The sequence below is a fragment of the Bacillus infantis genome (genome assembly GCF_020171945.1).
Taxonomy (GTDB): Bacteria; Bacillota; Bacilli; order Bacillales; family Cytobacillaceae; genus Bacillus_AB; species Bacillus_AB infantis_A.
This window is the reverse complement of the sequence record NZ_JAIVAP010000008.1, coordinates 151,613-165,175: the sequence shown is the minus strand read 5'-3', so window position 1 is coordinate 165,175 and position 13,563 is coordinate 151,613. Positions and strand designations below refer to the sequence as shown.

Here is a 13,563-nt window from a genome sequence, read left to right as displayed (position 1 = left end):
ATTCGATTATGCTCTGTTCCTTAGGATTACTAGTGATTGCTGAAATTAACAATTTAATTTAACTGTTATTGGTTAAGCTATTTTTGAGGAGGTATTTGATGGTTTACTGGACCTTGTTACTTTGCTTTATTGCCTCGATTATTATAACACCTTTTGTGAAAAAGCTAGCTATAGCAATTGGAGCAACAGATAAACCGAATCAGCGGAAGGTTCACCAAAAAATAATGCCGCGTTTAGGCGGTTTAGCCATATTTATCAGCTTCATCATCGGAGTTGTTTTCCTCCGGCCTGCAGATGAATATTCTGCTTACATTATTATAGGCAGTTTTATCATAATTATCACAGGTGTTTTAGACGATATGTTCGAGCTCTCAGCTAAGATTAAGTTAATCGGGCAGCTTGCAGCCGCTCTTGTAGTCGTTCTTGGCGGGGTACAGCTTGAAATGATCAACGTACCCTTCATGGGAGAGATTCAGTTTGGACTATTCAGCATACCCCTCACGATTATCTGGATTGTCGGAATTACGAATGCCATAAATCTGATTGATGGATTGGACGGCCTGGCAGCAGGCGTATCTTCCATTGCGCTTATCACCATCTCAGGGATGGCCATCATCATGGGCGATACATTTGTTATGAGCATGGGATTGATTGTGCTTGGAAGTACACTTGGTTTCCTCGTCTACAATTTCCATCCAGCTAAAATATTCATGGGAGACACCGGCGCCCTTTTCCTTGGGTATATCATTGCCGTACTTTCTCTCCTTGGGTTTAAAAACGTTACAATCATTTCGCTGATTGTACCGGTCATCATCCTGGGTGTTCCAATTTCGGATACATTCTTTGCCATCATCAGGCGCTTTGTAAATAAGCAGCCGCTGTCAGCTCCAGACAAGTCGCACTTGCATCACTGCCTGCTCCGCCTGGGTTATACACACAGGCAGACAGTCTTGATCATCTACGGCATTGCGGCAATGTTCGGCCTGGCTGCAGTGATTTTCTCCCAATCCACGGTTTGGGGTGCACTGCTTGTTATAGCGGTGCTGCTGGTTGCAATTGAATTGTTCGTTGAAAAAATTGGACTTGTCGGCAAAGATTATCAGCCGCTGCTCAAAATGATGGGCCAGCAGGTCAAAGATCGTTAATTCATAAACAGCCTAAACTTTAGTTTAGGCTGTTTTTTTTGCATAATTTTCTTTTGAAAAGAGGAAGAATAAGCTTAGGAAATCTAGTGTTTAAGGAATTTTCTGTAACTTTCTGGAGACCTCCTTCGTCAATTGTTAAGGAGGTGCTTCTAAATGAAAATCAAAGTAATAATTATCGCACTTGTATTATGTCTGCTGCCGTTTGCTTCTTCTGTCGCTGGTGCCGCCGGAAAAAAGGAAATTGCCATCTATATTAATGACGTAAAGCAAAGCTATGAGCACAAACCGCTCATGGTTCAAAACAGGGTATTCGTGCCAATGAGGGCTATCATTGAGGAGCTTGGAGCCGCGGTTAAGTGGGATTCAAAGACCAAGACCTTTTTAGTGAAGGACGACGGACTGGACTTAAGCTGGAAAATCAATTCTAAACAGTATAAGCGCAATGGACAGACTATGGTAAGTGATGCAGCTCCCTTTATTAAGGCTGGAGTGACATACGTACCGCTCAGGGCTATATCTGAAATACTCAGCGCTTATGTTATGTGGAATAGCTCCGAACCATCTGTGACTATTACACATAAATATACCCGTGCTTGGCTTAAGGACCGCAGCTATGCAGTAGACCACCGTACTGGGGACATTTATGAGCGGACTGGTTCACATGCCAGAAAGAAAATCGCAAGCCTGGATAGCGAAATCGTCGGGAATGCTTTCATTAATGGCTATACAACAGGGAATGGCAATACAGTATTAACTATCGATGATAATTACGGAGAGCCGCATATTAACAATGACTTTTATACGGTCTATCTGAGGAGCGGAAGCACGCCGCAAATTTCACAAGCTTATTACCATAATCGCTACGAGGAAAATGCAGTCGTTCAAGGTAATTATGTTATTTTAAACGATGGCCATAATGCTGTAGTTTATGATGATCGGACTGGAAAGCCTCTTCGCGGTCATGATTTGACGGTGCTGGGTGGAGAAGAGGATTCTTATTTTGTTGAAGGATACGGAGAAGACTATATCTTAATCAGGCCAAATAAGAAGGGTCTCCTCATGCTGATCGATCCTAAAACGAAAGAGCGTACACTCCTGTATAAAGAGCTGCTGCCGCCGAAGGAACAGGAATATGCCGAAAAGAATGATATCCCATACTATGGAGATGCCCTCAAATTCACAAACGAAAAAGACGGCGTCCTGTATTTCAACTTCTACAGCGTCATCGACCAAAAGGAATACAAGTTCCAATACAAATACAAATAAATGAAAAATAAGCAAAAAGCCAGCAGATATTCTGCTGGCTTTTTGCTTTGGTTATGGCCGTGCCTCGCACCTGCAATGGACAAATAGGCTATATTTGTCTTTTTGGCGTGTCAGGCACGGGCTTAGAGGGCCGCTTGATGAATAGGAGGATGAAGGCTGGCCCTGTCAGGAATGGTGAATAGTAGTTTATGGTGAAGGAGCTTAGTTCCAGTACCAGGATGATTCCTGCGGCAATGGAGAACAGGAAGTAATTGAGCTTGTATGGTGCCCGGCTGTAAACAAACATTCCAATCAGGATTCCGGCTGTCAGGAGTGCAGCCTGGAGATTGAAACTGGCATTTGATGATAATACGTCTCCTAAGGGACCGGCATACCCAGTCAGCAGGTCATATGTTGAGTAGAGGAAGCTTCCGGCGGTATATCCGGTAATGATGCCTAAAAACAGACTTTTCCTTTTCTCCGCTTTAAATAGCTTATTATAAATGAAAACGGCGAACGCGACTGCCGAGATAGCTCCAAATATAATGGCAAAAAGGCCTCCAAAAATACTGACCACAGACGATCCGGATAAATCTTCGCCTCTTTTCGTCAGTATGAGAAAGATCAGGCTGAACGAAGAGTACAAAATTGTAATCCAAACCATAAAAGAAGAAACAAGTCCAAGAAAAACACTTATCAAAATCTTGCTGAATTTATTCATGATGGCTCCTTGATATGTAATATTTTTCACTGACTATATTAGCATAATTTTCTAGCTCACCTATCAGTTAAATATTACCAACCAAACAAAAACACAGGCCCTCTCCAGGCCTGTGTTCTTTTCTCTTATTCTATAATCCTGTACAAGAATAAAACAAATTGGAATCGGTTGACAGATTCCTTAGGACGGAAGGTGTTGTCCGGGAATCCTTCGGTAATGCCGTTAGCCAGAAGTGTGGAAATGGAATAGTATCCAAAGGTGTCAGGTGTAACATCCTTGAAGGCTACTTTCTGAGAGCCTGTCAGGTCAAAAGCCCTGTGCAGGATCACTGCCATTTCGGCTCTTGTCAGGGGAGACTTCGGATCAAATACTCCTGGAGCTTTTCCGTTCATTACGCCTGCTCCTGCAATTGCTGCAACTTCATTATAGAATTTATGTGTTTTCGGAACATCTTTAAATGTTACATCAGGTACGTTGACTGTATCTAGCTTTAATGTCCTTGCCAGCAGCAGGGCAGCATCCATTCTTGTTAAAGATACATTCGGCCTGAAGGTTCCATCAGGGTAGCCATTAATGATGCTTTGGCTGGTGAGGCTGCTGATTTCTTTATAGTATTTATAAGTTGACGGAACATCAGAAAATGATGGTGCATCACTTGTTACTGAAATTGAGAATTGCTTCTTAACTCCAGCGTAATCTACAGTTATCGTTCCTTGCCCTGGCTTTGAAGCTTTAACTGTTAAGCCTTGCACCTCTCCGATTGTGCTTGTAATGTTCAGCTTTGCCGGGTCAATGCTCAGCGGATTATAAAACTGATCGAGTACACTTTTGAGCGAGACAGTAATATCTGTCCCTTGCTTGACTGATCCGCTATGGGACAATGCAGCATTCACATATTTCGGGTTTCCAAGACTGGCCGTGCTGATCGCCTGCAGGGTAGTGGAAACACCGCGTTCATAGGCATCAGAGAAACGATTAATGGCCGCAGCGTATTCGGTTCCCTGCTTTCTGACCGCCATAGTAGTCGAGCCGCCGCCATCGAGGTTAATGGCATTGTATACGCCAAGCTTTTGCAGGTACTGTGCAAATTCCGGAAGCGTCATTCCTTTACTGTAGCCGGAAATCCGCCCATCGACAGTCACCATGGTTGCTTTTGTCCCTGTCTGGTCCAAAGCAATCGCGGTCCTTGGGGCGCGTTCTCTGGAGCGGACATTGTTAGGATCCATGGTCAGGCTGACTCTGCCGCCAGTCACCAGCATCGGACCGCTGGCAAGCATGAATTGTGCGTTTTTCCACTTGTCATCGATTGATAAATCGATCTGCACCTGATCACCAAGTGAAAGGCCTTCTAACAGGGCCATTTTATTTCCGTGTGCAGACAAAACAAAGCCATCTGCAGGAATGGCAGAGACCTTTGGATCGTTGAAAGGCCTGATGCTGCTTACCGTCCCTGTAATCGTGTCCCCAAAGGACAGGTCGCGGTTTTTAGTCGCGTTAGAGAAGACTAACTCTATCCCGTACTGATTAGCTTCAGTGGTCGGCTTCAGATTCTCGGGAGTGTACAAAATCAGTTCATCGGCCAGGCGGGTTTTATTCATGCTTGAAATAACAGAGGTCCTGCCTCCGTGGGTCATGCTCAGGCTGAGGCTATATGTATCGATCAATCCTTTTCCAGAGCTGGTAACGCCAAAAGCAGCCGGCTTGTCTACATAATGATCTTTTTCAAATTCTGATAATCCATAGTTTACGAGTTTGTTATTATAAGAGATTAGATACATGGGAACCCTCAATGCTGGATCAAAGAACGATCCATTGACTGCTCCAACCACGCGGTGGCCTTCATAATGATTCGATTTTGCCTGTGCAGAAGTAGGAATCAGGGCATTCAGCGGACTGGGATAGGTAAGATCCATCTTTGTATAAGGATCTGCCAGATTGATTTCCAGCAGATTCACATGCTGCTGGTAAGAATTGATGACCTCTTTATTGTGCTTGTATTTGACTCCGGAAGAAACATTGAATTCGTCAGTGGTATCAGCCAGAGCGGGGCCTTGGGGAAGAGTGAGAAACATCAGCGAAAAGGCGATTGCAGGGATGATTTTCTTGCTACGTAACACTAATAATAGCCTCCTATAAATTTATGGTTTTCCAGTTAATGTATTGCCTCTATATTTCTACCATAAGATAAATAGATTGTCGAATGCTGAAAGTCACAAAAGCAGGAAAAAGGAGAATGATAGGAATGAAAATGGCTGCAGATCCAAAGAAAAAAAGCGGGCAGCAGCCCGCTTACATAACATTAGTCTTTAGAGAAAAAACCTCTTAATATATAGCCCCAATCATCCTTGATGGTGGTTTTAAGGCTTGTTTTGCCCAGCTTCTCCAGTTTAAGGGGCGTCCGGAAGGGTGAGCCATTTTTATACTCAACATCCTTGGCTCTTGAAGCAATAAGCTCCCCCTCTTCCAGACCGGATAAAATTTCCTGCCTCTTATCTTCCCTCATGCCAAGTTCTACTTGGCGATGATCAACCCTGCCGGCATCTGTCAGCACAAAGTTCTGCTCCTTCTTTTTGCCCTTATGGACACTTTTGGCAGGTACTAGGATAGCATTCTCGGCTTCCTGAAGAAGGACTTCTATACTCACATGAGTTCCGGAAAGAAGCTCTTCAGCGGCTGGTTCGCTCAGCTGTACGACATAAGGATACATCGATTCAAGATCAGTATCAGGCTCGTTATCGGGAGCAGGCGATACTTCAAGAACCTGTCCTTCAAGCTCTTTTTTAATAGAAGGACCAAGGATGGAAGCTTCCATGCCTTCTTTTACCTCCAAAGCCTCAGCCTCGTTCAGAGATCCTTCGACTGAAAGGGAAGTGGAGCTGATGGTTACTACAGGATTCTCCAGATCATCCTTTAGTTCCTTGACATATCCTTCTGTGCTGCTGTTCACCGTAATAGGTGCCGACCTCGATTCCAGTGCATCAATTTGTGAGTCTATGCTGGAGGACTCGCTTTCAAGGAGATCCTCCTCCAATTCCTTCTGGGAGATTTCCTTTTCCAAATCATAAATGACCGCAGTATTGGGGTCCTCCAGAGTTGCTTCTGACCTGGCCTGCATCAGCAGGGACTGAAGCTGGGAAATTGCAGAAGAAACACTGGCTGCTTTATCGCTTAGTTCATTTTGTTTTGCTTCGAGCCTTTCAATTTCACTTTCCTCATTATAAGGAGAGTATTCAAATAAAGGAGTCCCAGGGGAGACCTCTTGTCCCGGTTTTACGAGAAATTGTGTGAAGGAGCCGGAATTCTGATCAAAGAAAATTTTCTGTTCTTCAGCAGGTATGGCCACACCGGAGGTTTCAAGCGTATTCTTGATATAACCGGTTTCAGCTCTTTGCCAATGATCTATCTTTTCAACCCGCTCAATTTTACTTTTATCCTTTGTTATAAGGAACAGGTTCCCAGCTGTAAATAGTACAGAAATTATAGCTATCGTTTGTTTTTTCCACGTTTTCATAGTGCACCGCCTTATAACAGCTTATCGAATCTTATGTAGGAAAATAGGGTAGAGATAAGCAGAACAAATATATAAACTGCAATTACGATAAGATAAACGATCCTGCTGCTTTTTTCAGTCAGTTTTTTTATATAGCAGGTCTGCAGGTACAATGTCCAGATATGGAAGAGAGAGATAGAGCTGAACAGGATGATCCAAAACTCATTGTTTGTTAAGTATTGCATGACGACGCCAAGCGTGAAGGGAGAAGAAACTGAATCCAGGCCAAGGCTAAGTGCAAGTACAGCAAACAAGGCTTTCTCTATTAAAAGCACCAGCAGGACAAGCATTTGGATGGCGACAAGCTTCCTGTATGGAGCATCGAATGAGATCCAAAAGATCAGAGCGGGAAAAAAGAGTATGGCTGCGGCATACACAATTCCGAAAATTCCTTTTCCAGCTACAAACAACAGCTTCCTTGCTTCAAAATCGGCTCCTGTAAACCTTGTGATTTTGTTTGAAAGCTGTTCAAGCCCCAAGCCAAAATAGGCAGCCAGCATATACAAAAGTGCGCTGGCTGTTATGATCAAAAGGAGCCGAAGCCGGTAACCGGCCAGTGTTTCTGCTTCTTCAAGCTGCTGGGACCGGTAAGAGGGAGAAAAAATTCCTTTAAACAGCCGGACACGATAGTACATTAACATAATCCTCCAGATAATTAATTTTAAACTATTCTCCATTTTAGCTCATTTTTCGGCAATAAATCCAGTTATTAGCAGACTTTGAGTATAATAGACTACCATCTGGATATTTTATTTTTAATAAAATAGATATATTTTTCATCCATCTGCAGCTCAAATATGATCAATGCCCTTTTCATATAAGACTTGGCAAGCTGATATTCCTTTTGCAGCTCAAGGTTATATCCGATATGGTAGTGAAGCTCTCCAAGCAGATAAAGATTGTCCCTGTCGATGCACCAATCAATGGCCTGCTTGCAGTAGGAGGACGATTTGTCATATTGCTCAAGCCGGGTCAGTGCCCGGGCAGTGTTGTAGTACAGGCGGCTTTTAATGGTATCGTCATTCAGATGGGGCAGGGCATCCAGGAACTCCTTTGATGGTTCGTATATGGAAAGGGCCTCCTCCATAAGGCCTTCTTCAAAAAAGATAATTCCTTTGCTTAATAAAATTTCGATTTCACGCTCGGTCCAGATTTTATCATGGGTGAGGTTAATCGCCTCGTTGAACAAGGCCAGCGCCTTTTCCACATTTCTATTAAGATGGTATTCGCATATCCCTTTATGCCAGAGGATCAGCTGCTTATTCCTGCGGTTTCTAGTGAAAAGCGGGTTTTTTTCTTCAGTCTTTACAATCTCCCTTATATCTTCATAATATAGGTTCCGCCTGGAAAGCTTAAGCTGCCGGCTGACCTCCTGGATATAGTCCATTCGCGGCGTCGTACCGATGTCAAAGAAATAGTTGACATCAACGCCGAGCCGCTGGGATATTAAGTAAAGGGTTGAAGCATAGGGGTAGACATCGCCTTTTTCAATCTTGCTGATTTGGGCCTGTGTGCATATCCCTGCAGCCAAATCTTTTTGCGATAACCCCATAAGTTTCCGCAGTTCTTTGATTTTTTCACCAATGGCAGAAAAATCCACCATAACACCTCCAAGTAATTATTCCTATAGTTATAAACTGATTGGGCAGGCCGTAAGAATAAGAGCAATTGAGAGAATTTTCGGTCATAAGGCCTTTAAACCGGCAATATGTACATTTTTGAAATGTGGTTAAATAGGACTGTAGAGTTTTTGGTAAAAATAAGAAGTCCCGTTGTGTGACTCTTATTTTATCGGAAAAGCTTTTATAAAAAAAGGAGGAACCTGTTCATGAAAAAACGCATTTTTGCTATTTTGGCGGTTATGACCTTATTGATTGGAGCTGCCGGTGTAGCCGGAACAGGGAGTGCGAATGACGGAGGAGCCCGGACATTAGAGCTTCCATCAGTTCACTGATCACTCCTGTCATATCAGCTTATCGAGTAATGCAGCAGCCAAGCTATCATTTGATTTACCCCCCTATTTCATAAAAATGTAAACAGCTTTTCACCCCGGATGTTCGGGGTGATTTTTTTGATTGGAGGAAGTTTCGGAGAAAAATATGCTTATAATTATATTTTAATACAATACATAGGTGGAATGAAGGCTTAACAGGAGCCTGCTCCTTAGAGGAACATATATAGCAAAATGGGCCCAAATCGGAAACTGGTATATTAGAATTAATAAAAACGAAAGAGGTGTAAAATGGAAAAAGATTTTGAAATGCGAGTGCTGCCGTCTTTCTGTGATGAACAATGTACTATTGTTTTCTCTTTCTCCTTCAGGATTGGAAAAAAGAAAATTGGTGAAGCCATCATCCTTACATGTTCAGCGGGATTAAAAGAGGCCAGTCAATCTGTGCTCCTTCAAAAGAACGATCCATTGCCAGAGCCCTCTTTAAATGGAACCATTGCATATGTGAAAGAATTCGAGGTGATTGAGGAATTTAAAGGCAGATCTTTTGCAAAGGTCATGGAGTTCCTGAAGATTATCGGAGTTGAACAGTTTGTATACGGGATGAACCGCAGTGCACCTGTAATGGCATAGTGACGTGCCTGCCTTTTAAGGAGTCGGGAGCTAAGAAAAAACCCATCCGGGATGGATGGGTCTAAGGAAGGACCTGGCTGTCTGACATGCTGTCATCGGAGGTGCCTTCTGCAAAATCTCCTGTTTCCATGTGCTGGTTCAATTTCAGCTTTATTTCCTCAAGGGCAGGTTCATCAAGCTGATAATAATAGACGCCGCCGATATAGCTGTCACTGCCTGCCAAAGTAAGGGACTCGATTTCCAGGCCTGAGCCTCCGGTGGCATAATCAATGAGTGATGTCATCTCACTGAACAGGAGGTCGGTCTCTAAGTTATCGCCGATCGCCTGGATGATGTCCGAATACTTTGTGATCGACTTGGCGGAAACAGCTTTGTCAAAGACAGCCTTCAAAATTTGCTGCTGCCGTTTGCCGCGCTCAATATCATTGTCAATATGCCGGGTGCGTGCCAATGCGAGCGCCTGCTCGCCGTCAAGCTCCTGAAGCCCGGGCTGGAGGGAAATCGCATTTTGCGTGTCGGAAGAATCCTGTTCGCTGAATGCGAAGGGAACATCCACCTCAATTCCGTCCAGGGCATCGACAATATCTATGAAAGCATTAAAATTCAGCTTTACGTAATAATCCACCGGGATATCAAGGAAGTTCTCGACCGTTTCAATGGTGGAGACAATGCCCCCTTTACCGTAGGCGTGGTTTATTTTATCTTCATAGCCTTTGGCTGGTATATACACATAAGAATCACGCGGGATGCTCAGAAGCTTGACGGTTTTTTTCTTTTCATTAAAAGTGGCGAGCATCAATGCATCTGTCCTGGAGGCGGAACTGAAATTCCTTGATTCACTGTCATCAATGCCTGCTATGAGAATTGAAATATTATCTATATGAGGGTCAGCTTTTTCTTCCCGCAGAACTGTCTTTCTCTCAATAGGCTTATAGGACTCGTCTGCAACATATTGCGCCTTGTTGTAAAGCAGCACACCGTAAATCGTGCTTCCTAGCAGCAAAATCACAAGAGGGATAACGACCCAGAAAAGAACTTCCTTCTTTTTGCTTCTTTTCCTGGGTGTACGGCCGTCTTTGCCGGTTTTAGCCATAGCTTTTCTCCTTTGGAGCTTAAGATTCTGAAGAATCAGTATTGAAAATCAAATTTATTTTACTCTCTTTATAATGATTCGTAAATCTAAATTTATGAAATCACTTCATTTTCGAGATAAAGTGATTCGCCTGCTGATATTTCTGCCTGTCCGTTAGTCAATTCGGTCATCCACTGTGTGAATTTTTCGCTGGCATCTTCCTCCACATAGGTCTGGATCTCAACTGTATCCAGGTAGTGGATATCCTTGATGCTATAGATGGAGGACCGAAGCTCATTTTCAAGCTTGCCGAGCCAGGTGTAATCAACTTTTGTATGCATGACCTTCATAAGCTTTCTCTCGACGATCCCTGTTGCGGAAATGCCTTCAGAAGTTGATTTTCCATATGCGCGGATGAGGCCTCCCGCTCCTAATTTTATTCCGCCGAAGTACCTTGTTATGATTACTGCCGTGTCCTTCAGATTCTTTTTTTTCAGGACTTCAAGAATGGGTACGCCGGCGGTTCCGCTGGGCTCACCATCGTCATTTGCTTTCTGTATCTGATCGTTTTCCCCTATTAAATAGGCAGAACAGTTATGTGTGGCGCTATGGTGTTTTTTCTTTATGGCTGCAATAAATTCCTGCGCTTCTTCCTCCGTTTCGGCTCTCGTCACATGAGCGATGAAGCGGGACCTTTGGATAATGATTTCATGTTCGCCATATTCTTTTACAGTATAGTAACTGTTCAGCATGCAAATCGTTCCTTTCCGTGCCTGTCTAAAGCTGGCCCCTCCATTTTAACAGAGGTCCTGCAGTGTTAAACATGAAAAATGATTCTTGCATCAAGGAAGGATGACAAAACAGCTCTCTTTTTTCATCCTATTGTAATGAAACTTTAATATCGGCGTTTTTAAAGCATGGTATAATAAACATTATTCTAATAGAAGAAAAATTGCTATTTGGAAATAGTAAAATAGATTGGAATTTCTCTTTCATGTGATATTTATCACTGGAATCGCTGTAAAAATTTACTGTTTCGCGAAAAAAGAAATAGGCTATAAGACATAATAGAATCTGCTGCTTATATGCCATTTTACCGAATTTTTGCTAATTTGGCATAGTTTTCTTATCTTACTGATAGTATAACTTCCTGATTCGCGCTAAAATAAATGTGGCGCTGAAATGGTTTACATAGTATCTAAAGCGGAGCTAATCAGCAGGTGCGGTCATCAGCCGTGCAGGATCAGCTTAATAAGGAGCTCAAACGCTTGCGTTTTGGGATTGCTCTTCAATAGTGGAGGAATAGCTATGAAGATAAAGAAGTTTGATACAAAAGCTCTTGATTTTATTCTCGAGAATATGATTGATACTGTCGGAAACAGCAAGGATGAAATATTCCGCATTGGCGAGCAGTGCCGGCAGGATTACGAGACATTGGTTGATGAGCTCAAGGAAGTTAAACAGCTGGTGATCGGCACAATCGACCAGGGGGACAAGCTGGAAGGACAGACAAGGTTCGCCAGGAAGCGGCTGTCCGAGGTCAGTATGCATTTCAAGGATTATACAGAGGCGGAGGTCCGCGAAGCATACGAGAAGGCCCATAACCTGCAGATGGAATTATCCATGAACAGGCAGCTGGAAAAGCAGCTGAGGGACCGGAGGGATGACATCGAACGGAGGCTTGTCGGCCTTACCGAAACGATCGACCGCGCAGAAAACCTCGTCTCGCAGATTACAGTGGTCATGAATTATCTGATGAGCGACCTTCGGCAGATGGGAGAAGTGCTTGAGGATGCCAAGCAAAAGCAGGACTTCGGCTTGAAGATCATCGAGGCGCAGGAGGAAGAGCGCAAACGATTATCGAGAGAGATTCACGACGGCCCTGCCCAGATGATGGCAAACGTCATGATGCGCTCCGATCTGGTCGAGAGGATGTATAAAGAGCGGGGGCCGGGCGAAGCCTTGAATGAAATTAAGAGCCTGAAGAAAATGGTCCGCAATGCCCTCTATGAAGTAAGGCGTATCATCTATGATTTAAGGCCGATGGCGCTTGATGACCTGGGACTGGTCCCGACCTTGAAAAAATATCTTCAGACAATCGAAGAATATCACCATCATACAAAAATCACCTTTGCTAATCTGGGGGACGATAAAAGGCTGCCTTCCAAATATGAGGTTGCGTTGTTCAGGCTCATACAGGAATCTGTCCAGAATGCCCTGAAGCATGCAGAGGCAAAGGAAATCAATGTAAAGCTTGAAATCACCTCTTCCAAAGTCACTGTCGTTGTTAAGGATGATGGAAAAGGTTTTGATATAAAACAGAAGAAACAGGAATCATTTGGGATCATGGGCATGAACGAGCGGGTTGAGCTCCTTGATGGCCAGCTGTCAATTGATTCAAAGATTAATAAGGGAACGCTGGTAATCATACAGGTGCCTTTGAATCAGTAAAGGCCCTATGAAACATACAAGAATTACCTAGAGAGATATCATACTTGGAGATTTTAGGGAGGCGTAACAATGACTACAAAAATCGTCATTATTGATGACCATCAGCTTTTTAGAGAAGGGGTAAAAAGAATCCTTGATTTTGAAAGAACATTTGAAGTAGTGGCTGAGGGCGATGACGGAAACGAAGCCCTTGGCCTTGTTGAAGAATACAACCCTGATGTAGTGATCATGGACATCAACATGCCGACAATCAACGGCGTGGAGGCGACCAAGCAATTAGTCGACAAATACCCGGATGCAAAGGTCATCATCCTTTCCATCCATGATGATGAAAACTATGTAACACATGCACTGAAAACGGGAGCGAGCGGCTATCTGCTGAAGGAAATGGATGCCGATGCGCTTGTTGAAGCAGTCAAAGTGGTGGCTGATGGAGGCTCTTACCTGCATCCAAAGGTAACCCATAATCTCGTCAAAGAATACCGCCGTCTGGCATCTGATGAAAATGGAAGCAGCGAAGGATACACACAAGTTGAAATCCGCCGCCCGCTGCATCTGCTGACACGCCGGGAATGTGAAGTCCTTCAGCTCCTTGCTGACGGAAAAAGCAACCGCGGCATCGGAGAAGCATTGTTCATCAGTGAAAAAACGGTTAAAAACCATGTGAGCAATATCCTGCAAAAAATGAATGTGAATGACCGCACCCAGGCTGTTGTTGTAGCCATCAAGAACGGCTGGGTTGAGGTAAGATAATGGAGGGGCACGCTGAGGCGTGCTCTTTTTAATGGCAAATAG

Annotated in this window: 13 protein-coding genes; 6 read left to right on the top strand and 7 right to left on the bottom strand. The window is 43.7% G+C overall.

What is annotated here, in order from left to right; genetic code table 11:
• The first annotated feature begins 98 nt into the window (after nucleotides 1–98).
• Both LCM00_RS13375 and LCM00_RS13370 read left to right on the top strand, forming a co-directional pair.
• Nucleotides 99–1,145 carry a glycosyltransferase family 4 protein gene (locus LCM00_RS13375; protein ID WP_224902722.1) on the top strand — a complete coding sequence of 349 codons (1,047 nt, stop codon included), beginning with the start codon at nucleotides 99–101 and terminating at the stop codon, nucleotides 1,143–1,145.
• Nucleotides 1,146–1,298: 153 nt separating this feature from the next.
• Nucleotides 1,299–2,411 (top strand): copper amine oxidase N-terminal domain-containing protein, encoded by a 1,113-nt coding sequence (locus LCM00_RS13370; RefSeq protein WP_224902720.1) that lies wholly within the window; start codon nucleotides 1,299–1,301, stop codon nucleotides 2,409–2,411.
• An 88-nt stretch (nucleotides 2,412–2,499) separates the two neighbouring features.
• On the opposite strand, the gene LCM00_RS13365 is transcribed toward LCM00_RS13370, so the two are convergent.
• The 5 genes from LCM00_RS13365 to LCM00_RS13345 all read right to left on the bottom strand — a co-directional run bounded on the left by LCM00_RS13365 (nucleotide 2,500) and on the right by LCM00_RS13345 (nucleotide 8,264).
• The gene (locus tag LCM00_RS13365; RefSeq protein WP_224902718.1) at nucleotides 2,500–3,141 is read right to left on the bottom strand and encodes a hypothetical protein; all 642 of its coding nucleotides are present in this window, start codon (nucleotides 3,139–3,141) and stop codon (nucleotides 2,500–2,502) included.
• Between the two features lie 95 nt (nucleotides 3,142–3,236).
• Nucleotides 3,237–5,228: an S-layer homology domain-containing protein gene (locus LCM00_RS13360; protein ID WP_224902716.1), complete on the bottom strand. Its 1,992-nt coding sequence runs from the start codon at nucleotides 5,226–5,228 to the stop codon at nucleotides 3,237–3,239.
• A gap of 182 nt (nucleotides 5,229–5,410) precedes the next feature.
• Nucleotides 5,411–6,622 (bottom strand): efflux RND transporter periplasmic adaptor subunit, encoded by a 1,212-nt coding sequence (locus LCM00_RS13355; protein ID WP_224902714.1) that lies wholly within the window; start codon nucleotides 6,620–6,622, stop codon nucleotides 5,411–5,413.
• An 11-nt stretch (nucleotides 6,623–6,633) separates the two neighbouring features.
• On the bottom strand, nucleotides 6,634–7,296 hold the full coding sequence (locus tag LCM00_RS13350) for a hypothetical protein (RefSeq protein WP_224902712.1): 663 nt from the start codon (nucleotides 7,294–7,296) through the stop codon (nucleotides 6,634–6,636).
• Nucleotides 7,297–7,394: 98 nt separating this feature from the next.
• On the bottom strand, nucleotides 7,395–8,264 hold the full coding sequence (locus LCM00_RS13345) for a helix-turn-helix domain-containing protein (RefSeq protein WP_224902709.1): 870 nt from the start codon (nucleotides 8,262–8,264) through the stop codon (nucleotides 7,395–7,397).
• A 225-nt stretch (nucleotides 8,265–8,489) separates the two neighbouring features.
• On the opposite strand from LCM00_RS13345, the gene LCM00_RS24655 reads away from it, so the two are divergent.
• Nucleotides 8,490–8,615, top strand: coding sequence for a hypothetical protein (locus LCM00_RS24655; RefSeq protein WP_257992449.1), 126 nt, complete (start codon nucleotides 8,490–8,492; stop codon nucleotides 8,613–8,615).
• Between the two features lie 288 nt (nucleotides 8,616–8,903).
• Complete coding sequence (locus tag LCM00_RS13340; RefSeq protein ID WP_224902706.1) at nucleotides 8,904–9,245, top strand: hypothetical protein; 342 nt, start codon at nucleotides 8,904–8,906, stop codon at nucleotides 9,243–9,245.
• Between the two features lie 61 nt (nucleotides 9,246–9,306).
• Here the strand turns inward: LCM00_RS13340 and LCM00_RS13335 are convergent, their stop codons facing one another.
• The gene (locus LCM00_RS13335) at nucleotides 9,307–10,338 is read right to left on the bottom strand and encodes an LCP family protein (RefSeq protein ID WP_224902703.1); all 1,032 of its coding nucleotides are present in this window, start codon (nucleotides 10,336–10,338) and stop codon (nucleotides 9,307–9,309) included.
• Nucleotides 10,339–10,430: 92 nt separating this feature from the next.
• Nucleotides 10,431–11,069, bottom strand: coding sequence for a YigZ family protein (locus LCM00_RS13330; protein ID WP_224902700.1), 639 nt, complete (start codon nucleotides 11,067–11,069; stop codon nucleotides 10,431–10,433).
• Between the two features lie 556 nt (nucleotides 11,070–11,625).
• Between LCM00_RS13330 and LCM00_RS13325 the strand changes: the two genes are divergently transcribed.
• Both LCM00_RS13325 and LCM00_RS13320 read left to right on the top strand, forming a co-directional pair.
• Nucleotides 11,626–12,768, top strand: coding sequence for a sensor histidine kinase (locus LCM00_RS13325; RefSeq protein WP_224902698.1), 1,143 nt, complete (start codon nucleotides 11,626–11,628; stop codon nucleotides 12,766–12,768).
• Nucleotides 12,769–12,837: 69 nt separating this feature from the next.
• On the top strand, nucleotides 12,838–13,521 hold the full coding sequence (locus LCM00_RS13320; RefSeq protein ID WP_224902696.1) for a response regulator: 684 nt from the start codon (nucleotides 12,838–12,840) through the stop codon (nucleotides 13,519–13,521).
• Nucleotides 13,522–13,563 lie beyond the last annotated feature (42 nt).

Coding starts and splice junctions, on each gene's coding strand:
- LCM00_RS13375 (WP_224902722.1), top strand. CDS start 99: ATGGTTTACTGGACCTTGTTACTTTGCTTTATTGCCTCGATTATTATA.
- LCM00_RS13370 (WP_224902720.1), top strand. CDS start 1,299: ATGAAAATCAAAGTAATAATTATCGCACTTGTATTATGTCTGCTGCCG.
- LCM00_RS13355 (WP_224902714.1), bottom strand. CDS start 6,622: ATGAAAACGTGGAAAAAACAAACGATAGCTATAATTTCTGTACTATTT.
- LCM00_RS13350 (WP_224902712.1), bottom strand. CDS start 7,296: ATGTACTATCGTGTCCGGCTGTTTAAAGGAATTTTTTCTCCCTCTTAC.
- LCM00_RS13345 (WP_224902709.1), bottom strand. CDS start 8,264: ATGGTGGATTTTTCTGCCATTGGTGAAAAAATCAAAGAACTGCGGAAA.
- LCM00_RS24655 (WP_257992449.1), top strand. CDS start 8,490: ATGAAAAAACGCATTTTTGCTATTTTGGCGGTTATGACCTTATTGATT.
- LCM00_RS13340 (WP_224902706.1), top strand. CDS start 8,904: ATGGAAAAAGATTTTGAAATGCGAGTGCTGCCGTCTTTCTGTGATGAA.
- LCM00_RS13335 (WP_224902703.1), bottom strand. CDS start 10,338: ATGGCTAAAACCGGCAAAGACGGCCGTACACCCAGGAAAAGAAGCAAA.
- LCM00_RS13330 (WP_224902700.1), bottom strand. CDS start 11,069: ATGCTGAACAGTTACTATACTGTAAAAGAATATGGCGAACATGAAATC.
- LCM00_RS13325 (WP_224902698.1), top strand. CDS start 11,626: ATGAAGATAAAGAAGTTTGATACAAAAGCTCTTGATTTTATTCTCGAG.
- LCM00_RS13320 (WP_224902696.1), top strand. CDS start 12,838: ATGACTACAAAAATCGTCATTATTGATGACCATCAGCTTTTTAGAGAA.